The 22,965-nt window shown below is 72.8% G+C and carries 20 protein-coding genes and 2 riboswitches; of the genes, 11 read left to right on the forward strand and 9 right to left on the reverse strand.

What is annotated here, in order from left to right; genetic code table 11:
- Positions 1 to 15: 15 nt before the first annotated feature.
- Genes pstC through pstB form a run of 3 tightly spaced genes read left to right on the forward strand, consistent with a single transcriptional unit; the run spans position 16 to position 3,023 of the window.
- Positions 16 to 1,146, forward strand: a complete 1,131-nt coding sequence (gene pstC / locus ABGB05_RS04995; RefSeq protein WP_347651935.1) for a phosphate ABC transporter permease subunit PstC — start codon at positions 16 to 18, stop codon at positions 1,144 to 1,146.
- Complete coding sequence (pstA, locus tag ABGB05_RS05000; protein ID WP_347651936.1) at positions 1,143 to 2,225, forward strand: phosphate ABC transporter permease PstA; 1,083 nt, start codon at positions 1,143 to 1,145, stop codon at positions 2,223 to 2,225. The genes pstC and pstA overlap by 4 nt, the downstream gene beginning before the upstream one ends.
- 21 nt (positions 2,226 to 2,246) lie before the next feature.
- Positions 2,247 to 3,023: a phosphate ABC transporter ATP-binding protein PstB gene (gene pstB, locus ABGB05_RS05005; protein ID WP_347651937.1), complete on the forward strand. Its 777-nt coding sequence runs from the start codon at positions 2,247 to 2,249 to the stop codon at positions 3,021 to 3,023.
- Positions 3,024 to 3,109: 86 nt separating this feature from the next.
- Here pstB and ABGB05_RS05010 read toward each other — a convergent pair whose 3' ends face one another.
- Complete coding sequence (locus ABGB05_RS05010; RefSeq protein WP_347651938.1) at positions 3,110 to 3,670, reverse strand: GNAT family N-acetyltransferase; 561 nt, start codon at positions 3,668 to 3,670, stop codon at positions 3,110 to 3,112.
- 81 nt (positions 3,671 to 3,751) lie between these two features.
- Positions 3,752 to 3,865: riboswitch (SAM riboswitch) on the reverse strand.
- A gap of 66 nt (positions 3,866 to 3,931) precedes the next feature.
- Positions 3,932 to 4,783, reverse strand: a complete 852-nt coding sequence (locus ABGB05_RS05015; RefSeq protein WP_347651939.1) for an NUDIX hydrolase — start codon at positions 4,781 to 4,783, stop codon at positions 3,932 to 3,934.
- Positions 4,784 to 4,870: 87 nt separating this feature from the next.
- Here ABGB05_RS05015 and ABGB05_RS05020 point away from each other — a divergent pair, with 87 nt between their 5' ends.
- The gene (locus ABGB05_RS05020; RefSeq protein ID WP_347651940.1) at positions 4,871 to 5,839 is read left to right on the forward strand and encodes a Gfo/Idh/MocA family oxidoreductase; all 969 of its coding nucleotides are present in this window, start codon (positions 4,871 to 4,873) and stop codon (positions 5,837 to 5,839) included.
- Positions 5,840 to 5,909: 70 nt separating this feature from the next.
- Here ABGB05_RS05020 and ABGB05_RS05025 read toward each other — a convergent pair whose 3' ends face one another.
- Together ABGB05_RS05025 and ABGB05_RS05030 are read right to left on the reverse strand one after the other, a co-directional pair.
- Entirely contained in the window at positions 5,910 to 6,911 is a 1,002-nt protein-coding gene (locus tag ABGB05_RS05025) for an inorganic phosphate transporter (RefSeq protein ID WP_347651941.1), read from the reverse strand.
- A 3-nt stretch (positions 6,912 to 6,914) separates the two neighbouring features.
- Complete coding sequence (locus ABGB05_RS05030; protein ID WP_347651942.1) at positions 6,915 to 7,541, reverse strand: DUF47 family protein; 627 nt, start codon at positions 7,539 to 7,541, stop codon at positions 6,915 to 6,917.
- 324 nt (positions 7,542 to 7,865) lie between these two features.
- Between ABGB05_RS05030 and sigJ the strand changes: the two genes are divergently transcribed.
- Entirely contained in the window at positions 7,866 to 8,861 is a 996-nt protein-coding gene (gene sigJ, locus ABGB05_RS05035) for an RNA polymerase sigma factor SigJ (protein WP_347651943.1), read from the forward strand.
- Between the two features lie 34 nt (positions 8,862 to 8,895).
- Here sigJ and ABGB05_RS05040 read toward each other — a convergent pair whose 3' ends face one another.
- On the reverse strand, positions 8,896 to 9,399 hold the full coding sequence (locus ABGB05_RS05040; RefSeq protein ID WP_347651944.1) for a DUF402 domain-containing protein: 504 nt from the start codon (positions 9,397 to 9,399) through the stop codon (positions 8,896 to 8,898).
- Between the two features lie 360 nt (positions 9,400 to 9,759).
- Between ABGB05_RS05040 and ABGB05_RS05045 the strand changes: the two genes are divergently transcribed.
- Positions 9,760 to 11,862 (forward strand): ATP-dependent DNA helicase, encoded by a 2,103-nt coding sequence (locus ABGB05_RS05045; protein WP_347651979.1) that lies wholly within the window; start codon positions 9,760 to 9,762, stop codon positions 11,860 to 11,862.
- A 91-nt stretch (positions 11,863 to 11,953) separates the two neighbouring features.
- Here ABGB05_RS05045 and ABGB05_RS05050 read toward each other — a convergent pair whose 3' ends face one another.
- Complete coding sequence (locus ABGB05_RS05050) at positions 11,954 to 13,243, reverse strand: AI-2E family transporter (RefSeq protein WP_347651945.1); 1,290 nt, start codon at positions 13,241 to 13,243, stop codon at positions 11,954 to 11,956.
- Positions 13,244 to 13,414: 171 nt separating this feature from the next.
- Here ABGB05_RS05050 and ABGB05_RS05055 point away from each other — a divergent pair, with 171 nt between their 5' ends.
- The gene (locus ABGB05_RS05055; protein WP_347651946.1) at positions 13,415 to 13,753 is read left to right on the forward strand and encodes a co-chaperone GroES; all 339 of its coding nucleotides are present in this window, start codon (positions 13,415 to 13,417) and stop codon (positions 13,751 to 13,753) included.
- A gap of 34 nt (positions 13,754 to 13,787) precedes the next feature.
- Here the strand turns inward: ABGB05_RS05055 and ABGB05_RS05060 are convergent, their stop codons facing one another.
- Positions 13,788 to 15,302 carry a PrsW family intramembrane metalloprotease gene (locus ABGB05_RS05060; protein ID WP_347651947.1) on the reverse strand — a complete coding sequence of 505 codons (1,515 nt, stop codon included), beginning with the start codon at positions 15,300 to 15,302 and terminating at the stop codon, positions 13,788 to 13,790.
- 68 nt (positions 15,303 to 15,370) lie between these two features.
- A riboswitch (SAM riboswitch) is annotated at positions 15,371 to 15,492 on the forward strand.
- A 47-nt stretch (positions 15,493 to 15,539) separates the two neighbouring features.
- On the opposite strand from ABGB05_RS05060, the gene ABGB05_RS05065 reads away from it, so the two are divergent.
- Positions 15,540 to 16,868, forward strand: coding sequence for an aminotransferase class V-fold PLP-dependent enzyme (locus ABGB05_RS05065; RefSeq protein ID WP_347651948.1), 1,329 nt, complete (start codon positions 15,540 to 15,542; stop codon positions 16,866 to 16,868).
- A 27-nt stretch (positions 16,869 to 16,895) separates the two neighbouring features.
- On the opposite strand, the gene ABGB05_RS05070 is transcribed toward ABGB05_RS05065, so the two are convergent.
- Positions 16,896 to 18,158 carry an FUSC family protein gene (locus ABGB05_RS05070; RefSeq protein ID WP_347651949.1) on the reverse strand — a complete coding sequence of 421 codons (1,263 nt, stop codon included), beginning with the start codon at positions 18,156 to 18,158 and terminating at the stop codon, positions 16,896 to 16,898.
- A 91-nt stretch (positions 18,159 to 18,249) separates the two neighbouring features.
- Here ABGB05_RS05070 and ABGB05_RS05075 point away from each other — a divergent pair, with 91 nt between their 5' ends.
- A complete protein-coding gene (locus tag ABGB05_RS05075; protein ID WP_347651950.1) occupies positions 18,250 to 19,644 on the forward strand; it encodes an FAD-linked oxidase C-terminal domain-containing protein in 1,395 nt (464 codons plus the stop codon).
- A gap of 25 nt (positions 19,645 to 19,669) precedes the next feature.
- Here ABGB05_RS05075 and ABGB05_RS05080 read toward each other — a convergent pair whose 3' ends face one another.
- Entirely contained in the window at positions 19,670 to 21,505 is a 1,836-nt protein-coding gene (locus tag ABGB05_RS05080; RefSeq protein WP_347651951.1) for a glycerol-3-phosphate dehydrogenase/oxidase, read from the reverse strand.
- A gap of 174 nt (positions 21,506 to 21,679) precedes the next feature.
- Here ABGB05_RS05080 and ABGB05_RS05085 point away from each other — a divergent pair, with 174 nt between their 5' ends.
- Together ABGB05_RS05085 and ABGB05_RS05090 are read left to right on the forward strand one after the other, a co-directional pair.
- Positions 21,680 to 22,462, forward strand: a complete 783-nt coding sequence (locus ABGB05_RS05085) for a hypothetical protein (protein WP_347651952.1) — start codon at positions 21,680 to 21,682, stop codon at positions 22,460 to 22,462.
- Positions 22,455 to 22,859, forward strand: coding sequence for a transcriptional regulator (locus ABGB05_RS05090; protein WP_347651953.1), 405 nt, complete (start codon positions 22,455 to 22,457; stop codon positions 22,857 to 22,859). The genes ABGB05_RS05085 and ABGB05_RS05090 overlap by 8 nt, the downstream gene beginning before the upstream one ends.
- Positions 22,860 to 22,965: the final 106 nt, after the last annotated feature.

The following is a 22,965-nucleotide window of genomic DNA, read 5'->3' on the forward strand; positions in this document are numbered from 1 at the left end:
GGAGCGAGCGAGCAGATGGGCGACACCCCAGACCGCTCGGCCAACGCCGGCACCGGCGGACCACGCGTGACCACCAGTCACGCCCGGTCCGCCGGTGCCGCGCTGTCGGTCGACGTACCAGTGACACCCCTGGACCGCACTCCGGACGGAGTCGGCGGTCAGGGCGGGAACGCCGGGCTGGGCGGCAGCGCCCAGGGCGGCGGCGGAGCGCTGCCCCGGCGCCGCGCCTTCGGCGCGGAGCGGATCTTCCAGAGTCTCACCATGTCGGCCGGTGCGGTGGTGCTGCTCATCATCGTGGCGATCGCGATCTTCCTGGTCGCCAAGGCCGTGCCGGCACTGAACGCCAACACCGAGAACTTCTTCACCTTCGAGGGCTGGTTCCCGAACGAGTCCCAGCCCCGGTTCGGGATCGGTGCGCTGGCCTTCGGCACCGTACTCACCTCGTTCCTGGCACTGCTGCTGGCCGTGCCGGTCGCGCTCGGCATCGCGCTCTACCTGTCGCACTACGCCCCCCGCCGGGTCGGCACCACGCTCGGCTTCCTGATCGACCTGCTCGCCGCGGTGCCGAGTGTGGTCTTCGGCCTCTGGGGCCGGGACTACTTCTACGGCCCCGTCCGGGACCTGTCGGTCTGGCTGAACAAGTACTTCAGCTGGATCCCGATCTTCGGTGGCGACGGCCCGTTCGGTAAGTCGATCCTGCTCGGCTCGCTGGTTCTGGCGATCATGGTGCTGCCGATCATCACCTCGCTCTCCCGCGAGGTGTTCCTGCAGACCCCGACCGCCAACGAGGAGGCCGCACTCGCCCTCGGCGCCACCAAGTGGGAGATGATCCGGACTGCGGTACTGCCGTACGGCCGGCCCGGCGTCATCGGCGCCACCATGCTCGGCCTGGGCCGGGCGCTCGGCGAGACCATCGCCCTGGCGATGACCCTCGGCATCGTCTCGAAGATCTCGTTCAACATCATCGAGAGCGGCGGCAACACCGTCGCCGCCAACATCGCGAACGCGTTCGGCGAGGCCAACGATGTCGGCCGGGGCGCGCTGATCGCCTCCGGCCTGGTGCTCTTCTCCATCACCCTGATCGTCAACATGACCGCGCGGGCCATCATCTACCGGCGCCGGGAGTTCACGGAGTCCGCAGCATGACCACTCTGAGTGCACCTCCGGTCGCGCCGGGGCAGAGCCCCCAACTACGGTCCCGCCGGCTGCCGCTGGCGGCGTCCATCGGTATCGCGGTGGCGGCGGTGGCCGTCGCCGCCGGACTCGTGTACGGCACCAACATCGGCGGCACCGCCCTGGTGGTCGCCCTCGCCGTCCTCTTCTACCTGGTCGGCCTCTTCGCGGCGAGCAACGCCGTGGAGGGCCGGCGGCAGGCGCGCAACCGGATCTGGAGCGCGCTGATCCACTCCGCGTTCGTGCTCGCCCTGCTGCCGCTGGTCTCGGTGGTCTGGACCCTGGTCGACAAGGGTATGGACCGGCTCGACGGCAACTTCTTCGGCACCTCGATGAACAACATCGCGGCCCGGGACCCGAACGGCGGCGCCTACCACGCCATCATCGGCACCCTGGAGCAGGTCGGCATCGCCACCCTGATCACGGTGCCGCTCGGCATCGCCTGCGCCATCTACATCGTCGAATACGGCCGGGGGCGCTTCGCCCAGACCATCCGGTTCTTCGTCGACGTGATGACCGGCATCCCGTCCATCGTCGCCGGCCTCTTCGTGCTGGCGTTCTGGATCCTGATCGTCTCGCCGTACTTCAACAACGGCCGGCCCGGCTACTCCGGCTTCGCCGCCTCGCTGGCGCTGAGCGTGCTGATGCTGCCGACCATCATCCGTTCCACCGAGGAGATGCTCCGGCTCGTGCCGGCGCCGCTGCGCGAGGGGTCGTACGCGCTCGGCGTCCCGAAGTGGAAGACGATCCTGCGGATCGTCCTGCCGACCGCGCTGCCCGGCATCGTCACCGGCGTGATGCTGGCCGTCGCCCGGGCCGCCGGTGAGACCGCTCCGGTGCTGCTGGTGGCCGGCGGCGGCGCGGCGATCAACTTCAACCCGTTCCAGAACAACCAGTCGTCGCTGGCGCTCTACGTCTACCAGCAGGCCGGAGAGGCGTCACGGTACGCCCCGGCCCGTGCCTGGGCGGCGGCGCTGACCCTTGTCGCCCTCGTGCTCGTCCTGACGATCGCGGCGAAACTGCTGGCCCGCCGTAACCGGTTCGGCCGCTGACCGGAGGAGGAGAAAATCATCATGGCGAAGCGCATCGCAGCGACAAACGTCACCGCCTACTACGGTGGTTTCAAGGCGATCGAGAACATCAACCTCACCGTCGAGCCGAAGACCGTCACCGCGCTGATCGGCCCCTCCGGCTGCGGCAAGTCGACCTTCCTGCGGTCCATCAACCGGATGCACGAGGTGCTGCCGGGGGCCCGGGTCGACGGCCGGCTCACCATCGACGACCAGGACATCTACGAGCGGGACGTGGACGTCACCGCGGTCCGCCGGATGATCGGCATGGTCTTCCAGCGGCCGAACCCGTTCCCGACCATGTCGATCTTCGAGAACGTGGTCGCCGGGCTGCGGCTCAACGGCGTACGCAAGAAGTCGATCCTGGAGGAGGCGGCCGAGCGGGCACTGCGTTCGGCGAACCTCTGGGACGAGGTCAAGGACCGGCTCGGCAAGCCCGGCGCGGGCCTGTCCGGCGGTCAGCAGCAGCGGCTCTGCATCGCCCGGACGATCGCCGTCGAACCGCAGGTCGTGCTGATGGACGAGCCCTGCTCGGCGCTGGACCCGATCTCCACGCTGGCGATCGAGGACCTGATGTTCAAGCTGAAGGACCGCTACACGATCATCATCGTGACCCACAACATGCAGCAGGCGGCCCGGGTCTCCGACCGGACCGCGTTCTTCTCGATCGAGCGGACCGGTGACCCGGGCCGACTCATCGAGTACGACGACACCCAGAAGATCTTCAGCAACCCCAGCGAGAAGAAGACCGAGGACTACATCACCGGCCGCTTCGGCTGAGCTGTCCGGAGGGGTCCTTCCTGCCACCGGGGCGACAGCCGTGGTGAGGAAGGGCCCCTTCCTCGCACCACCCAGATCAGCGAGGGTCAGCGCCGCTCGCTGGACGGGCACCGCACCGTGCTGTCGGCCCAGACCATCCGCAGCTTCCGCGGCGTGCCGTCGAGCCGGCTGGCATCGCCGCCGGGCGGCTCCACCGTGGCCGTCTCCACGCAGATCGCGCCCCGCGCGGCATAGAACGCCTGCGCCCCGGTGTTCTGCCGCAACACCCAGAGGTACATTCCGGCGCCGACCGCCCGGTCGGTCACCGCTTCGGCGGCGCGGGTCAGCAGCCGGGTGCCGACGCCGGTGCGGTGTCGATCGGGTACGACGTGCAGGTTGTCGACCAGACTCCCCCACCGGGTGTCGTGGTCGAACACGACGTGCAGGAAACCCACCAGCCGCTCCCCGTGCTCGGCGAGCAGCGTCCGGGTACCGTCCGGCGCGGTCAGGCGGCTGCGCCACACCGCCCGACGGTCGGCTTCGACGTCGCCGTCCAGGTAGGAGTCGGCGTACGCGCCCCGGTAGTGGCGGCGCCAACTGTCGGCGTGCAACCCGGCGATCCGCTCGGCATCGTCCACTGTGGCGAGACGGATCGGCGGCGCCGTCATGGGCGAACTCCGATCCGCGGGTTACGTCCAGCCGGGAACCCGGCCCTGCGGTGTCTGACGATGATTGGCACGCGCCCCCCGTTCGACGGCTTGCCCGACACCTCGTGCCGGGCCCGGTCCTCACCCGGAGCACCCCGCCCGCGAACGGAGGGTTGCCGGCCAGCAAGCCGGGGCTTCGCGCTGGCACTCATGACCTGTGTCGGGCACGGTAGCACGGGGAGGGCGCCGGCAACGTCCACCGGAACGGTCCGTCCAGGCGGCTCAGTCGAGCACGAAGTGGGCGCCGCCGTCAGGGTCGGGCTCCAGCCGGGGCATCATCGGCCGGGCCGGGTCCCGCCGTGCCGCGACGGTCGGCAGCGCGGCCAGGTCGGCGCAGCCGGCGATCTCGGTCAGCGTCACCCGGGTCGGCGGCAGCATGGTCAGCTCCCCGGCGGTGGCCCGGGCCGCCGCGTCGGCCGGTGACAGCCACAGCGTCCGGTCGGCCTCGCCGGAGACGTCCCGGGTGCGCTGCCCCTCCGGCAGCAGGGCGAGGAAGAAGTACGTGTCGAAGCGCCGCGCCTCGAATTCCGGGGTGATCCACCGGCTCCACGGCAGCAGCAGATCGGAGCGGAGGGTGAGCCGGCAGTCCCGGAGCAGTTCGGCGAAGCTGGTCCGACCGTCGACCAGCGCCTGCCGGCAGCGTTCCCACTCGTCGCCGCTGACGTCGCCGAGCACCTCGTCCGGGTGCGGGCCGGCGAGCAGCACCCCGGCCTCCTCGAAGACCTCCCGGGCCGCCGCGCAGACCAGCGCCTGTGCCTCGGCCGGCGGCAGCCCGAGCCGCTCGCCCCACTGTTCCGGGCCGGGGCCGGCCCAGTCGAGCCGCGCCGACGAGTCGGCCGGGTCGACGCTGCCGCCGGGAAAGGCGTACATGCCGCCGAAGGTCATGGTGGCGGCCCGGCGGATCAGGTACACCTCGAAGCCGGCACCGCCGGACGGGGCTGGCCGCAGCAGCGGTACGGTCGCCGCCCGGCGGGCCGGCGCCGGCGGCCGTCCCTCGGCGTGGAACCGCCGGGCCCGCTCGGCGAAGGACGGCCCGGCGGGGAAGGTCAGCTCCCCGGAGCTGTGGTTCGGCATGCTGCGAGGGTAGTGCCCGAGCGACCGAGCCCACGATCTTGCCCGGCCGCTACGGTGCCGCTGACCGGCTCGGTTACCGTCCCTGCCATGACACGTTGGGGCATCCTCGCCACCGGCAACATCGCCAGGACCTTTGTCGAAGACCTCCGTCTGCTGCCGGACGCGGAGGTGGTGGCGGTCGGCTCGCGTACCGCCGACTCCGCCCGTGCCTTCGCCGAACGGCACGGCATCCCCCGGGCGTACGGGTCGTGGCAGGAACTGGCCGCCGACGACACCATCGACGTGGTCTACGTCGCCACCCCGCACGCCGCCCACCACGACGCGACGATGACCTGCCTCACCGCCGGCCGGGCGGTGCTGGTGGAGAAGCCGATCACCCTCGACCTGGCCGGCGCGCGGGAGCTGATCAACACTGCCCGGACGAACAACCGCTTCCTGATGGAGGCGATGTGGATGCGGTGCAATCCGGTCGTACGCCGGGTCAAGGAGCTGATCGACGACGGCGCGATCGGCGAGGTCACCACCGTGCAGGCGGATTTCGGGGTCGCCGGCCCGTTCCCGCCGGAGCACCGGATGCGGGCCCGGGCCCTCGGTGGTGGCGCACTGCTGGATCTGGGGGTCTATCCGGTGAGCCTGGCGCATCTGCTGCTCGGTGCGCCGGACGAGGTCCGCGCCTGGGCGAAGATCAGCCCGGAGGGGGTCGACGAGAACACCGGGCTCGTCCTCGGTTACGACTCGGGCGCGGTGGCAAGCCTGACCTGCGGCATGATCGGCGCGACCGCGGTGGCGGCGACGATCAGCGGCCGGACCGGACGGATTGAGCTGGGTTCGCCGTTCTACCGGCCGAGTCGGGTGACCCTGCACCGCGACGGTGCCGACCCGGAGCCGCTGCCCGTGGAGCTGATCGGCTCCGGCTACCAGTACGAGGCGGCCGAGGTGCAGCGCTGCCTGGCCGAGGGGCTGCTGGAGAGTCCGCTGGTGCCGCATTCGGCCACCACCGAGGTGATGGGGCTGCTGGACACCGTGCGGGAGCAGATCGGCGTCACCTACCCCTGAGATCGGCGCGGGCCCCTTCCGCACCGACGGCTGCCGCCGGCGGTGCGGAAGGGGCCCCTTTTCGCAGGGCTCAGAAGAGCGGGTTCACCAGGAAGTACATGATGGCGCCGATGGAGCCGGCGGCGGGGAAGGTGAGGATCCAGGCGCCGACGATGTTGCCGGCGACGCCCCACCGTACGGCGGAGAGCCGCTTGGTGGCCCCGACGCCCATGATCGCCGAGGTGATGGTGTGCGTGGTGGAGATCGGGGCGTGCAGCACCAGGGCGTTGAAGTAGAGGACCGCGCTGGCGACGCTCTCGGCCGCGAAGCCCTCCGGCGGGCGCAGGTCGATGATCTTCCGCCCGAGGGTACGGATGATCCGCCAGCCGCCCGCGTAGGTGCCGAGCGCCAGCACGGTCGCCGAGGTCCAGAAGGCCCACTCCGGGATGTGCTCGGCGCTGTTCTGGTAGCCACCGACGAAGAGGGCGAGGACCACGATGCCGATGGTCTTCGCGGCGTCCTGCATGCCGTGGCCGATCGACATCGCCGCCGCCGAGGCGGTCTGGGCCCACCGGAAGCCCCGGTTGAGCTTGGCCGGCTGACCGTTCCGGAAGATCCACTGTACGGCGATCATGACGATGTAGCCGAGGATGAAGCCGACCAGCGGCGAGAGGATCATCGGCAGCACCACGTCCCGGCCGATGCCGCCCCAGAGCACCGTGTGCGAGGCGGCCAGGGTCGAGCCGACCAGACCGCCGATCAGTGCGTGCGAGGAGGACGACGGCAGGCCGAAGTACCAGGTGATCAGGTTCCAGGTGATCGCGCCGATCACCCCGGCGAAGACGATGCCGAGGCTGGAGACCCCGGTCGGCAGGTCGACCAGACCGCTGCCGACCGTCTTGGCGACGCCGGCGCCGAAGTGCGCGCCGATGAAGTTGCCGATGGCCGCCATGGCCAGGGCCACCCGGGGGGTGAGGGCGCGGGTGGAGATGCTGGTGGCGATCGCGTTCGCGGCGTCGTGGAAGCCGTTGGTGTAGTCGAAGACCAACGCGACCGCGATCACCGCCAGCACGGCGATGAGTTCAGGTTCCACCGGTCAGCTTTCCTTGACCGCGATGGTCTCGACGGTGTTGGCGACGTGCTCGAAGGCGTCGCAGGCGGCCTCCAGCTCGTCGGCGACCTCCTTCATCTTCAGCACGGTGAGCGCGTCGTACTCGCCGGAGAAGAGCCGGACCAGCAGCATCCGGTACGCCTGGTCGCCGTCGTTCTCCAGCCGGTTGCACTCGATCCAGTAGTCCTCGAGGTCCTTCATCGCCTTCAGCCGCGGCATCGCGTCCGCAGTCAGCTTGGCCTGCTGGTCGAGGACGTTGACCAGCTCGTGCATCTCCCGGGGCAGTGACGGGAGCTTGGTCAGCCCGTACAGGTAGAGCAGGCTGCCGACCGCCTCCAGGTGGTCCATCACGTCGTCGAGCAGCGACCCGAGCCGGTAGATGTCCTCCCGGTCGAACGGGGTGACGAACGTCGAGTTGATCTTCTTGTAGAGCTCGTGGGTGATCTGGTCGCTGTCGTGTTCGACCTCGCTGAGCCGCTCGCTGACCGACTGGACGTCGACCCCGGGCAGGGCCAGCTCGTTGAGGAGCTCGGTGCCACGCACGAGGTTGTGGGCGGCTCGGGTGAACAACTCGTAGAAGGCGCCCTCGGAGGGGCGGAGCGAAAACTTCACGGCACGGACCTCGTTGCGTCGGCGGACGGGTGGCGGGCCGCAAGAGGCTGCCCCTGGGAGATGCTAGGAAACCTCGGATCGGGATTTTCCCCGGCCCACCCCTGGTCAGAGCCGGTTCACCCGTCATTCACCTGCTGTTCACCTTGGGACCGGCGCCAACCTCCGGAACAGAACAATCAGTCAGGAATCACCGGTACCCGCAACGGTGCCCGACGACACCCGGACCCGGGCCGGGAATCTGTCCGGCCCGCCCGGTCACACCGCGCCGACCGCCCTCTGTCATCGTCGTAGCGAGCACTCCGGAGAGCGGACGGGGAGGCCGACGTGCGGGACCTGGCGACGGAGTTCGAGGCCGAACGGGACCACCTGACCGCGGTCGCCTACCGGATGCTGGGCAGCCGGGCCGAGGCGGAGGACGTCGTACAGGAGACCTGGCTCCGGTACGCCGTCGCGCTGGCCACCCCGCAGGCCCGCGCCGAGGTACGTGACCTGCGGGCCTGGCTCACCACCACGGCCTCCCGGCTCTGCCTCGACGTGCTGCGCTCCGCCCGGGTACGCCGGGAGGCGTACCCCGGTGCGTGGCTGCCCGAGCCGATCGTCGACCGGGTCGTCAACCCCGCCGACCAGGTCGGGCCGGCCGGTGGGCAGACCGGCGGGGCGGCCGGGCTCGCCGCCGACCCCGCCGAACGGACGGTACGCGCCGAACAGGTGGGAATCGCCCTGCTGGTGCTCCTCGAACGACTCTCCCCCGAGCAGCGGGTGGCGTTCGTGCTGCACGACGTCTTCGCCGTGCCGTTCCCGGCGATCGCGACCGCGCTCGGGACCAGCCCGGCCGCCGCCCGGCAACTCGCCGCCCGGGCCCGGCGGGCGGTTTCCGAGGGTGGCGCCCGGCAGTCCGCCGACCCGGCCGAACACCGGCGCCTGCTCGACGCCTTCCTGGCCGCCGCCGAGGCGGGCGACCTCGACCGGCTGCTCGCGGTGCTCGCCCCCGACGTGGTCTACGTCGGCGACGGTGGAGGGATCTTCCCGACCGCACGCCGCCCGGTGACCGGGGCCGACAAGGTGGCCCGCTTCGCCCTCGGCCTGGTCCAACGGTCGACGGCGACCTGGCAGGTACGCCACCTGCGGTCGGTGCCGGTGCTGGTGAACGGCTTCCCGGGCGTGCAGATCGCGGCCGACTACCGGCCGGGACTGCCCCTGCACGGGGTCCTCTGGTGCACGGTCGCGGACGGCCGGATCACCGGGCTCTACCAGCAGGTCAATCCGGAGAAGCTGACCCGGGTGCCACCGCTGCACCCGAGCGACGCTCCCGCGCCGTGAGGTCGGACCGGCCACCACGGCCCCGGCCGGACGGTCAGACGACCAGGGCCAGCCACTTCCGGTACGCCGATCCGAACGGCTCGGTGCCGTCACCGAGCGCCCCGTACAGCCACTGCGCCGCCGCCCGGGCCTGCGTCACCAGCTCGTCGGGGTAACCGAACCGGATCCGGTGCTCGGCGAACTCGTCCTCGTCACGCAGCTCCACCAGTTCGGTGCTCCGGCGGCGTACCACGTCCAGGTCGAGGTCGACCAGGTGCACGGTGTCCCCCTCCCAGCGGGCCGGGGTGGCGATGTCGCAGTAGACCTCACTGGTCCGCGGCGGCGGGTTGAACATCGTCGTCCACCAGGCGTCGTGCGGGACGAGCAGGACGAACGGGATCTGCTCGACGGACGGTCGGCCGTGGTAGATGGAGTGGGTGCCGGCGGTCACGCCGAGCCAGACGCCGAGCTCGTCCTCGGTCAGCCGGCGGGCGGGGTAGTCCCGGTGCGGGGTGCCGTCGTACTTGCGATAGACGACCCGGACCACATCGCTCGACATGTCCGCACCCTAGCGGATCGTCCCCACTACCCGCCGTGTGCGAAGCGTCCGGTAGACGTCGCATTCGACAACATCAGGAGACTGACGGCGTGGCGGTTGGCGCTCCGGCGTCGGCCGGCCCTTGGCGGTCGGGGGCGTACCCCGGGTGGGCGAAGCGGCGGACCCGCCGGCCGAGGGAGCGCACCCGGTGTCGGGACCGACGGGTACGGTCGCACAGTGACCGCGCCCGCCACCGACGCCAGCCCACCCACCACGACCGGCCCGACGGCGACGGAGGCCGGCGCCGCCACCGGGTCCGACGGGAGCCCGACCGGCAGATCCGGGCGGCGGCGACGCGGCGACCGGCCCGGCGCCCTCGACCTGCTGACCGCAGCGGTCGGCGCGGTGCCCGGCGGTGCCGCCCGGCCCGGGCAGCAGCAGATGGCGACCGCGATCGAACGCAGCGTCCAGTCCCGCGAGCACCTGCTGGTCCAGGCCGGCACCGGCACCGGCAAGTCGCTCGCCTACCTCGCCCCGGCGCTGACCGTCGACGGCCCGGTGGTGGTCTCGACCGCCACGCTGGCACTGCAGTCCCAGCTGGTCGACCACGACCTGCCCCGGCTGGCCGACGCGGTCGAGCCGCTGCTCGGCCGGCGACCGACCTTCGCGGTGCTGAAGGGTCGGCACCACTACCTGTGCCTGGCCCGGCTGGAGAACTCCACAGAGGACGAGCCGGAGGACACCCTCTTCGACGCCCCGGCCCGGGGTGGGGGCGGCGGCACCAGGTGGCTCGGTGAGGCGGGCCGGCTCGGCAAACAGATCCAGCGGCTGCGGGACTGGGCCATGGAGACCGACACCGGCGACCGGGACGAACTGGACCCCGGCGTGGACGACCAGGCCTGGCGGCTGGTGTCGATGCCGGCCCGGGAGTGCGTCGGCGCCTCCCGCTGCCCGTACGGCGCGGAGTGCTTCGCGGAGGCGTCCCGGGCCCGGGCCCGGGAGGCGGACGTGGTGGTGACCAACCACAGCCTGCTCGCCGTCGACATGCTCGCCGGACGGCACATCGTGCCGCCGCACAAGCTGCTGATCGTCGACGAGGCGCACGAGCTCGCCGACCGGGTCTCCTCGGCGGCCCAGGCCGAACTGGTCCCCGAGCTGATCGACCGGGCGGCGAAACGGACCCGACCGCTGGTCGACCCGGAGCTGGCCGAAGCGCTCGTCGCGGCCGGCGACGCGCTGGCGGTCGGGCTGACCGAGGCGCCGGCCGGGCGGATCACCGGCGGGCTGCCGGCCCCGCTGCGGGAGGCGTGCACCCTGCTCGACGCCGCCACCCGGGGCGCGCTGGAGAAGATCGGCGACATCAAGGCCGACGATCCCGATCCGGTCCGCAAACAGCAGGCCAAGGCGGTGCTGGACGAGCTGTCGACGACCGCCCAGCGGCTGCTGGAGGAGGCCGACCACGACGTGGCGTGGGTGGAGAAGCCCGAGGGGCCGGTCGGTCGTCGCGCCCTGGTGGTCGCGCCGCTCTCGGTCGCGGGCACGCTCGCCACCCACCTGTACGACGAGCGCACCGTGGTCGCCACCTCGGCCACCCTGGCCCTCGGTGGCCGGTTCGACACGGTGGCCCGGTCGCTCGGCCTGGAGCTGCCGACGACGCCCCCGCCCGCCCCGTCGGCGATGGCGTCGGCGATGGCCGCGAAGAGCCGGGGCACGGGCCCGACGACGCCGGAGACGGCCTCGGACCGGGGCGCCGGCCGGCCGGCTCCGGAGCCGCCGGGAGCCGCGGACCGGTCCGGGTCGGTGGACTCGGGTCCGGGCTGGCATTCCCTCGACGTCGGATCCCCGTTCGACTACGCCCGGCAGGGCATCCTGTACGTCGCCGCGCACCTGCCCCGCCCCAGCGCCTCCGGCCTGCCGGCCGCCGCCGGCGAGGAACTGCTCGCGCTGGTGGGGGCACTCGGTGGTCGTACCCTCGGGCTGTTCTCGTCCCGGCGGGCCGCACTGCAGGCCGCCGAGCTGCTGCGGGCCCGTACCGACCTGCCGATCCTGTTGCAGGGCGAGGAGGCGCTGCCGCTGCTGGTCCGCAAGTTCCGGGAGGACCGGGCGAGCTGCCTGTTCGGGGTGATGTCGCTGTGGCAGGGCGTGGACGTGCCGGGTGACGCCTGTCAACTGGTCGTGATCGACCGGCTGCCGTTCCCCCGGCCGGACGAGCCGCTGGCGGCGGCCCGGGCGGCGGCGGTGGACTCCGCCGGCGGGTCCGGGTTCGCCGCGGTCAGCGTGCCGATCGCCGCCGTACGGCTGGCCCAGGGGGTGGGTCGCCTGATCCGCTCGATGCAGGACAAGGGCGTGGTGGCGGTGCTCGACTCCCGGCTGGAGACCGCCCGGGGGTACGGCCCGTTCCTCCGGCGTTCGCTGCCGCCGTTCTGGTACACGACCCGGCCGGACATCGCCCGGGGCGCCCTGGAGCGGCTCGGCCGCGGCTGAGCCGGCCCGCGCCGGCCGTACCCGACGGACGGGGGGGCCGGGCGGCGTACCGACCCGGCCGGGACGGGCGGCCCCGGCCGACCGGCGGCGGTCAGGGGGCGGTCGGGGCCACCACCACGGCGTCCGGCGGCACCTCGGGTCGCCGCCGGTGGGCCAGCCGGCGTACCGCCGTGTTCAGCACGGCGACCAGCGGCACCGAGACCAGCGCACCGACGATCCCGGCCAGCACCACACCGGCCGCGATGGCGACGATCACCGCGAGCGGATGGATCGCCACCGCCCGACCCATGATCAACGGCTGCAGGATGTGCCCCTCGACCTGCTGTACGCCGATCACCACGCCGAGGATGATCAGCGCGGTGACCCAGCCGCTGTCGACCAGGGCCACCAGCACCGCCACCGCGCCGGAGAGGGTGGCGCCGACGATCGGGATGAACGCGCCGAGGAAGACCAGCGCGGCGAGCGGGAACGCGAACGGGATGTCGAAGACGACGAGGAAGATGCCGATCCCGACCGCGTCGATGAACGCGACCAGTACGGTCGCCCGGACGTACGCGACCAGGGTGTTCCAGGAGGCGCGCCCGGCGTCGTCCACCCGCCAACGGGCGGCGACCGGCAGCAGCCGGACGATGAACCGCCAGATCTTGCCGCCGTCGCGGAGGAAGAAGAACGTGGCGAAGAGCACCAGCAGCGCGCCGGTGAGCAGTTCGGCGACGGTCGCGGCGGTCGAGACCGCCCCGCTGGTCAGCGACTGGGTGTTCTCGTTGAGCCAGCGCTCGCCCTGCTCGATGTAGGAGTCGAGCTGCCGGTCCGACATGTGCAGCGGCCCGGTCCGCAGCCAGTCCTGGATCTGCCGGATGCCGTCGGTGGTCTTGCGGCTCAGATCCGGTACGCCCCGGACGAACTCGTTCACCACCAGGGTGAGGGTGCCGACCACCGCCGCCAGACCGGCGACCAGCACCACCGCGGTCGCCAGGGACCGGGGGAACCGGGCCCGGAGCAGCCAGCCGACCGCCGGGGCCAGCAGGGCCGAGAGCAGCAGCGCGATGGCCAGCGGAATGATGACGATCCGGATCGTGCCGATCACCTTGAGCAGGGCCCAGGCGACAAGCCCGATGACGATCAGCCGCCACGACCAGGCGGCGGCGATCCGCAGCGCGTGCGGCACGTCCTCGTCGTCCCGGCTGGACGTCGAGGGGTGGTGCGCCACCGGCGGCGTCTCCTCGCTCAGCGGCGGTGGCGGCGGTGCCGCGATGACCCCTCCCGGATCCGCCGGCGACGACGGCCGGCTCTCCGACCGCCCGGACGCGTAGGCGCGACGGAACCTCGCCCGCAGCTGCTCGAAGCGGCTCACGCGCACCTCCCCGTTCTGAGAACCCACCCGTGCCTCCCCTGGTGGCGGAGAATCGGCCTCCCTACGGTAGCCGGACCGGTACAGCCCGGCTCGCGCCGCGTGCGGCTGCCGGGCCCCGGGATCGGCACCGTCCCGGGCCGGGTGGGGCCGAGGAGGCGCAGGTCGACGCGGTCGCCGGGCACGGTACCGTTTCCCGACGTGACCGCCGACGTGAACAACGACAACGGGCTGCCCATCCGCCTGCTGCACGACCGGGTGCTGGTGCGTACCGAGGGCGGTGAGGGCGAACGGCGCTCGACCGCCGGCATCGTCATCCCGGCGACCGCCTCGATGGGGCGCCGCCTGGCCTGGGCGACCGCGGTCGGGGTCGGCCCGAACGTCCGCTCCATCGTCTCCGGCGACCGGGTGCTCTTCGACCCGGACGACCGCTCGGAGGTGGAGCTGCACGGCCGGGAGTACGTGCTGCTCCGCGAACGCGACGTGCACGCGGTTGCCGCCCGACGGGTCGAGGACGACTCCACCGGCCTCTACCTCTGACAGGCCCGCCGGCCAGCGCCGGTGGCGACCCGGCTCAGAATCCCGTGGACGGTCGGTACGGCGACGGATGGCCCGGGCCGGCGCCCGGGACCGTCGACGGTCCGCCCGTCCCGTACCACCCGGACGGGCCGTAGCCGCCCGGAACCGGGCCGGGAGAAGGCGCCGGCACCAGCACGACCGGGATCGGCACCACCGGCTCGCTCGGCGCCTCCACCGGCCGGCTGGTCCCGTCCGGGAACGTCAGGTGGTAGCGGGTCCCGTCCCAGAACCCGGGTGGCGCCTGCGGGTCCCGGCCGACAAATACCTGCCGGGCCGCCTGCAGCTCGTCGAGCAGGCGACGCTCCTCGGCCACCGAACGGGCCAACGCGGCCGGCTTGGCGTCCAGGCCCCGGACCATCCCGTCCCGGAGCAGCGCCAGCCGGGTGGCGGCGTACTGGAATCCGCGCATCGCCCGCAGACCGTGCGGACCGGCCACCCGGCGGGCCCACTGTCGGGCCGCGTGCCGCCGGCCGAGACTGCTCAGCGCGGCGACCTCCGGCGGCGTCAACCAGCCCGCCCGTACGTAGTCGGGCAGGGTGCGCTCGGTGAGTCGGCCCTCCCAGCCGCGCAGCCAGATGGCCAGCCCGACCATGCCCAGGAAGATCGGCACCATCAGGCTGATGTAGCTGTAGAGCATGATCAGCGGCTGCCCGGTCTGCTCGACGAGGGTGGGTGCCAGGTTCCAGGTGCCGTGCAGGATCATCGCCAGCAGCAGGCCGGCCAGGGGCGCGGTGATCCGGACCGCCCGGTCGGCGGAGCGGGCCGCGACGCCCAGCCCGACGCCGGTCATCGCGGTGAAGAGCGGGTGGGCGAAGCCGCTGATCAGCACCCGGGAGATGAAGATCGCGATGACGTTCATCGTGCCGGTGGCCGGGCCGTACTGGCTGGCGCCCTCGGCGTAGCCGAGTCCGCCGAGGTAGAGGATGTTCTCCACCATCGCGAACCCGACCGCCGACAGGCCACAGTAGACGATCCCGTCGGTGATGCCGGACCACTCCCGGCGGCGGAAGAGCAGCAGCAGGATCGGGCCCAGCGCCTTGGTCAGCTCCTCGATGAAGGGCGCGACCAGGACCGCCACCAGCGAATCCGACAGTCCGGCCGAGTGGAACAGGTCCGCCGCGAACCCGTTCACGTTCAGCGACGCGTACGTCGACACCGCCGCGCCCCAACCGAAGCAGAAGACGAGGTACTTGACCGGCTCCGGCTCGTACCGGTCGAGCCAGAGGAAACAGGCGACCAGGACCGGCACCGGCACGATCGCCGCGACCAGTCCGACGACCAGCGCGGTGATGCCGAGCCGCTGGCCGAGGGTGAGCAGCATCAACACCGCGCAGCCGGCGATCAGCAGGATCACCCCGACCAGCACCAGGATGCGGCGCCACCCCAGTCCGGACCGTGGCGACCGGACCTGGACCACCGGCAGCCCACCGGGCGGTGCCGGGGGGAACGATCCCGGCGGAACCGGCGACGGTGCGGAGGTGGGCGCACCGGGTGGCGGGGTGTCGACCATGACGTCAGCGTAGTCACATCCGGCAGAGCCTGGTCTCACCACTTCCGCTCCGGCTATGCTCACCGGCAGGTCACGAGTGCCAGCGTTCAGCCCCGGCTTGCTGGCCGGCAACCCTCGTCGAGGTTCGCGGTGGGGTGCCCCGGGTGATGACCGGGCCTGGTCGCACCGCCGCGCCAGGCAAGCGCGGGCCCCGACCCAATCCCACTCCGGGGTCCCTGGACTGCCGGAGGTACCCCGATGAGTACGACCCTCGCGTCCCGTTCCCGCCGTACCGCACCCCGGGAGGCCGGGAACGCGCCGGCCGCCGGCGTCGCCGTGCCGGACAACGGCCGCACCGTGCCGGGTGCCAGGCCGCTCGACGTGCTCGGCGTACCCGGGCAGGTCAACCTCGACTACGCCGCCACCGCGCCGTGCGCCCGGGCCGCCGCCGACGCGGTGGCCGAACTTCTGCCCTGGTACGGCAGTGTGCACCGGGGCGCCGGAGCGCTGTCCCGGCGCAGCACCCTCGCCTACGAGCGTTCCCGGGAACAGGTCGGCGACTTCCTCGGCGTCCGCGCGGGTGACCACGTCATCTTCACCCGCAACACCACCGACGCGCTGAACCTGCTGGCCCGGGCCCTGCCGCCCGGTGCCCGGGTGGTCACCTTCGGCGGCGAGCACCACGCCAACCTGCTGCCGTGGCCCACCGGGACGGTCCGGCTGCCGGTCCCCGACTCCCCCGCCGCAGCCGTCCGGGCGCTCGACGCCGCCCTACGGGAACTGCGCCGGGGCACCGACGGGACAGGGCCGATCCTGGTCGCGGTGACCGGGGCCAGCAACGTCACCGGGGAGGTCTGGCCGGTCGCGGAACTGGCCCTGGCCGCCCACCGGTACGGCGCCCGGATCGCCCTGGACGCGGCCCAGCTCGCCCCGCACGCCCCGGTCGACCTCGGCGCGCTGGACGTGGACTACGTCGCGGTCTCCGGACACAAGCTGTACGCCCCGTTCGGGGTCGGCGTACTGGCCGGGCGGTCGGACTGGCTGGACGCGGCCCCGCCGTACCTGGCCGGTGGCGGGGCCACCCTGGCGGTCGGCACCGCCACCCACGACGTCCGGTGGACGACCGGGCCGGCCCGACACGAGGCGGGCACCCCGAACCTGCTCGGCGCGGTCGCGCTGGCCGCTGTCTGTACGGCGTTGGAGGCTGCGGACCGGGCCGCGCTGTACGCCCACGAGCAGGCCCTCCTCGCCCACCTGCGGGCCGGACTCGCCGCGCTGCCGCAGGTGTGCGAACTGCGTACCTTCGCCGCCGAGGCGCCCCGGGTCGGGATCGTGTCGTTCGTGGTCGCCGGCCGGGATTCGGCGGAGGTCGCCGCGGAACTCGCCCGGGGGTGGCAGATCGGAGTTCGGGACGGGAAGTTCTGTGCCCATCCGCTGGCCCGACGCCTGCTCACCGAGGCGGCCACCCGAACCGGACGGACCGACCTGCCGGGCACGGCGCTGCGGGCCAGCATCGGCCTGGGCAGTGGCCGCGAGCACGTCGACCGCCTGCTGACCGCCCTGGGTACGCTCACCGGCGCCAGCTGAGCCGGCCGGCAGGTCAGGCCGGCCGGATTAGATGGCCCGGCGGCGACGCTGCCCGCCCGACCGGGTCGTCTGGCCCTCGCGGGCCGCCTTCTGGGCGGCCTGGGTGGCGTCGTCGGGGTGCCCGCCGGCCGCCAGCCGCACCAGCCGGTTCGCCTCGGTCCGTTCGATGCCGGTCGCCCGGAGCACGTCACTGCCGGCGGTCCGGACCTGCGCGACCACCACGCTGCCGGAGAACCCCACCCCCTCGTCGTACGCCCGGCCGGCCTGCCCGATCGCCTGCAGCGCCTGCTCCCGTGCGGCCTCCGGCTCGATGCCGATCCCGAGATCCTTGCGAAGCAGCTTCACCGCGTCGGCCAGCAGCGCCACCGCGGTCGCCAACTCCTCCGGCACCGGCTCGTCGTCCTCCAGCACGGTGACCGCGCGCCGGATCAGCGTGCCGCTGTTGTGCACCGCGTGTTCGATGAACTGGGAACTCTCCACGTACTGGGTGAGCGCCGGCCGGCGGTGCCAGCGCACCGGCGACAGGATCGAGGTCTCCCGGCCGCCCTCCAGCGCCTCTTCGAAGCCCTGCAGGTGCTCCTCGACCTCGTTCAGCCGGTCCAGGGCCCGCTGCGCCCGGGGCGCGTCCCGGGTTCTGAGCGCCTCCGCGGTCTCGGTCAGCTCCTCGGTGAGCCGGCCCAGTGCCGGCCGGGCCGCCCGGTCCACCACCCGAAGCGGATTCAGTGGCAGGACCAGCGCGATGACCACCAGCCCGGCGGCCCCACCGATCAGCGCGTCGATCACCCGGGGCGCCTCGACGTTCGACATGGAGGGCATGACGGTCACGATCAGCACGGCGGTCGCCGCCGCCTGGGTGACCACCGCCGGACCGCCGCCCAGGAAGATGGTGACCACGATCGAGAGCAGCACGATCAGGCCGAGTTGCCACGCGCCACGTCCGGCCAGCAGGACCAGCAGGTCACCGAGTCCGATCCCCACCGCGACGCCGATGATCAGCTCGACGGTCCGGCGGAACCGCTGCCCGACCGAGGAGGCGATGGTGCCGATCGCGGAGATCGGCGCGAAGACCGGCGACGGGTTGCCCAGCAGTTCGTGCGAGGCGGTCCAGGCCAGCGCCGCCGCCACCGAGGCCTGCACCGACAGCAGCAGGTTGAACCGTACGGCGTGCCAGCGGTCCTTCACCGTGGCCCTGGAGCGCCTCCGGAACTCCTTCGCCAGCTGACTGATCCGCTCCCGGTCCAGGTCCAGGTCGACCGGCGCTTTTGCCACGGTGTCCCGGACGGTGCGCATGGCGGGGACTACCCGCTTCCGAACCTTCCTAACAGTGGCGGTCCGAAACCGACCATGGTCGACAGGTCGTCGGCCGACTAGCCTGCCCACCATGCCGGATCTTCTCGACGACCTGCGGGCGGCACTCGGTGAATCCGCCGTACTGACCGATCCCGACCTGCTCCGCGGCTACCAGCGCGACGAGGCCGACCTCTGCGTGGCCGGCATGCCGGCCGTGGTGGTCCGGCCGCTCAGCACCGCCGACGTGGTCGCCGTGGTCCGGACCGCCGCGGCGTACGGCGTACCGGTGGTGCCGCAGGGGGCCCGGACCGGCCTGGCCGGGGCCGCGAACGCGGTCGACGGCGCGGTGGTGGTCTCCATGACGGCGATGGACGAGATCCTCGAGATCGACCCGGTGAACCGGATCGGTGTGGTGCAGCCGGGGGTGGTCAACGCCGCCCTGGCGGCCGCGGTCGCCAAGCACGGGCTGCGCTACCCGCCCGACCCGGGCTCGTGGGAGTCGTCGACGATCGGCGGCAACGTCTCCACGAACGCCGGCGGCATGTGCTGCGTCAAGTACGGCGTCACCACCGAGTACGTCCTCGGCCTTGAGGTGGTGCTCGCCGACGGCGAGGTGCTGCGGACCGGGCGACGTACCGCCAAGGGGGTCGCCGGGTACGACCTGACCCGGCTCTTCGTCGGTTCGGAGGGCACCCTCGGCGTGATCACCGAGGTGACGGTCTCGCTGCGCCCGGCGGCCGAGGAGTCACTGACCCTGGTCGCGGTCTTCCCGTCCACCGCCGCCGCCGGCCGGGCGGTCGCCGGGATCTCCGCCCAGGGGCTCAGCCCGAGCCTGCTGGAACTGCTGGACCGGACACACCTGCGGGCGATCGAGGCGTACCGGCCGATGGGGTTGCGGACCGACGCCGGCGCGCTGCTGCTCGCCGCCGCCGACACCGGGCCCCGGGCCGCCGCCGACCTGGCCCGACTGGCCGAGGTCTGTACGGCCAGCGGTGCCGACGAGGTCTACGCGGCGACCGACGCCGAGGAGGCGTCCGCGCTGCTCCAGGCACGTCGGCTGGCCCACCCGGCGATGGAGCGGTTCGCCGCGCAGGCGTTCCCGGGCGGCAACGGCGGGCTGGTCATCGACGACATCGCGGTACCCCGGGACGCGCTGGCGGCGCTGCTGGACGGGGTGGCCCGGATCGCCGAGGAGTGCGACGTACCGATCGGGGTGGTCGGGCACGCCGGGGACGGCAACATGCACCCGAACATCGTGGTGGACCGGGCCGACCCGGCCAGCGTGGCCCGCGGCCGGCGGGCCTTCGACGCAATCATGGAGCTGGGGCTCTCGCTCGGCGGCACCTGCACCGGCGAGCACGGGGTGGGACTGCTGAAGCGGGACTGGCTGGCCCGGGAGATCGGTCCGGTCGGGGTACGGGTGCACCAGGCGATCAAGCACGCCCTCGACCCGACCGGACTGTTCAACCCCGGCAAGGTGGTCTAGTCAGCCGCCCCGGCCGGCCCGTCGCTCAACCCGACAGTTGTGCCCCGTCCGGCCCGACACCCGCGCCACGGTCGGCGGCCAGACCGCGTACGTCGGGAGCGCCGAGCCGGGCCGCGTCCGCGGTGGCGTCGTCCGGCATCCGCTGCGACTGCCGCTCGGCCGCCACCCGGGCCAGGTAGTGCTCGACCTCGCGGGCCCGTACCGAGGCGTCCCAGCCGAGCACCCGGCCCATCAGTTCGGCCGCCTGCTCGGCCGACTCGGCACCCCGGTGCGGCGTCTCGAACGAGATCCGGGTACGCCGGGTCAGCACGTCGTCCAGGTGCAGCGCGCCCTCGGCCCGGGCCGCGTACACCACCTCGGCGGCGAGGTACTCCGGTGCCCCGGCCAGCGGTGATCCGAGCAGCGGCTCGGCGTCGACCATGGCGAGGAGTTCGCCGGTCAGGTTGCCGTACCGCTCCAGCAGGTGTTCCACCACCCCGGCCGGTACGCCGTGTCGGCGGGCCAGGTCGGCCCGGTCCCGCCACAGCGCGGCGTACCCGTCGGCGCCGAGCAGCGGCAGGTCGGCGGTGCGGGACGCGCGGACGTTGCCGAGCCGGCGGGCCGCCTTGTCGACCACGTCGGCGGCCATCACCCGGTACGTCGTGTACTTGCCGCCGGCGACCAGCAGCAGCCCGAGCATCGGCTCGAAGACCGCGTGCTCGCGGGACAGTTTCGACGTCGAGTCCGCCTCGCCGGTCAGCAGCGGGCGCAGCCCGGCGTAGACGCCCTCGATGTCGTCGGTGGTCAACGGCCGGTCGAGCACGGTGTTGACCTGGTCGAGCAGGTAGTCGATGTCGCGGGCCGAGGCGGCCGGGTGGGCCCGGTCGAGCCGCCAGTCGGTGTCGGTGGTGCCGATGATCCAGTGCCCGCCCCAGGGCAGGACAAAAAGCACCGAGGTCGGCGTACGCAGGATCAGCCCGGCCTCGCCGGTGATCGCCGAGCGGGGCACCACCAGGTGCACCCCCTTGGAGGCGCGGACCCGCAGCCCGCGCCGGACGCCGACGTCGCCGAGCAGCTCGGACATGTCGTCGCTCCACACCCCGGTGGCGGCGATCACGGTCCGGGCGTTCACCTCGAACTCGGCGGGTTCGCCGTTCCCCTGCGCCGGCGCTTCCATGTCCCGGACCCGTACCCCGGTCACCTCGCGGGCCTGCCGGTTCAGGCCGACGACCCGGGCGCTGGTCACCACGGCCGCGCCGAGGCTGGCCGCGGTCCGGGCCAGGGTGACCACCAGCCGGGCGTCGTCGACCTGGCCGTCGTAGTAGCGGATCGCCCCGGAGACCGCGTCGGCGCGCAGGCTCGGGAAGATCCGGCGGGTGCCCTCCCGGCTGAGGTGCCGGTGCAGCGGCATGCCGCGCCCGCCGCCGAAGATCCCGGCGAAGGCGTCGTACGCGGCGACCCCGGTGCCGTAGTAGGAGCGCCGCCAGACCCGCTTCGGCAGCGCCGTGGGTCCGTCCGCGGCCGGCAGTGGCACCAGGATCGGCACCGGACGGACCAGGTGCGGCGCGAGTCGGGTGGCGAGCAGGCCCCGCTCGGTCAGCGCCTCGTGGACCAGCCCGAGTTCCAGCTGTTCCAGGTAGCGCAGCCCGCCGTGGATGAGTTTGCTGGACCGGCTGGACGTGCCGGCGGCGTAGTCACGGGCCTCGACCAGCGCCACCTTCAGCCCCCGGGAGGCCGCGTCGAGCGCGGCGCCCGCCCCGGTCACCCCACCACCGATGACGAGTACGTCGAACCGTTCACTCCGCAGCCGTCGCAGGTCGGCCGCCCGACGGGCGGGTGACAACTCTCCGGCCGTGTTCCGGGAAACGCTGGGGTCACGCACCCGTCCACGTTAGCCGCCCACCGTCGGTGGGGAAGGCCCCCTCCTGTCGCTTCTCGTCGGGGCAGTGCCCCTCGCCGACCAACTCCGGTGACCGGTCCTCCTTGTCCTGGGGTGTCGACAGGCATATGCTTTGCATCGCAGAGTAGATAACGGATGCAAAGTAAGGGGGCGGTCATGCACCCACCGGAGCACACCCACCCGGCCCGTACGCTCGCCGAACTGGACCGACTCCGCAGTCGTACCCGGGACAGGGCACACGCCGGGGCCTGGCTGCCGGCGCTCGGTGTCGCCACGCTGCTGCTGGCCAGCAGCCTGCTCTACCGCACCCCGTTCGGAACACCCACCAGCATCACCATCAGTCACCCCTACTGGGCGGGGCTGCGCGACGAGCAACACGACCCGGTGCTGTCGTACGTCTTCTGGTTCGTCGGGATCCCGCTGCTCTTCGCGGCGACCGGCGCCTGGTACGCCTGGCGCGCCCGCCGGCTGGGCCTACGGGTCGCCTGGCCGGTCTTCGCCGCCACCGGCCTCGGCGTACTGGCACTGCTCGCCGTCCTCGCGGCGGTACCGGAACGGCGGATCGCCGCCGACCACCTCGGCGCCGCCACCCCGGACTTCTGGTGGCCCGGCCTGCTGACCCCGCTGCTCCCGGTCGCGGCGGCGGTGCTCGCCCTCGCCTGGGCCGAACGCAGCGTCGCCCTCGCGATCGCCGGGGGTTGGATCGCACTGCTGACAGCCTGGCTCTGCGGCTCCCGCACGCTCGGCTACCTGCCGCCCTGGGCCACCCGACTCCTCGGCGGCGGCGACACCTCGCTCGGCGGCGAACTCGCCCTCCGACCAGGGCACTATCTTGTCCTGATGGCGCTACCGCTGGTCAGCTTCGCCGCCGTCCGCGCGCTGCGGGCCGCCCGCCGCACCACCCGACCGGTACGGACCACCGAGGTCCCGGGTGCCTGACCGGCAGGCCCCGGCGGCGCATCCCGCCCTCGCCCTGGACGACACCGTCCACCAACGGGTACGCCTCGCCATCCTGACCGTGCTCAGCGAGGTACGCGAGTGCGGGTTCGGAACCCTGCGCGACGAACTCGGGCTGACCGACGGCAACCTGAACCGCCACCTCAGGATCCTGGAGGACGCCGGCCTGCTGCAGGTGACCAAGGGGTACGAGGGCCGGCGCCCCCGTACCTGGCTACGGCTCACCCGGCAGGGTCGGGCGGCGCTGCGCGCCGAGGTCGCCGCACTGGAGCAGCTGGTCAACCGGCTCCGCAGCGCAGCCGAGGACGACAGCGCGGCCCAGGACGACAACGCCGCCGCCGAGGAGGAGGCCGGCGACCCTACGGCTTCCGCCGACTGAGTTACCCACCCGACGGGGCGTCCACGGAGGACGGTGCGGGGGAAGGCGACGCGGACCCGCCGGGGTGGCCGGACGTCGTAGCATTTCGCGGCATGCAGGACGGTGC

This window comes from Plantactinospora sp. B5E13 (genome assembly GCF_039871775.1).
Lineage (GTDB): Bacteria > Actinomycetota > Actinomycetes > Mycobacteriales > Micromonosporaceae > Plantactinospora.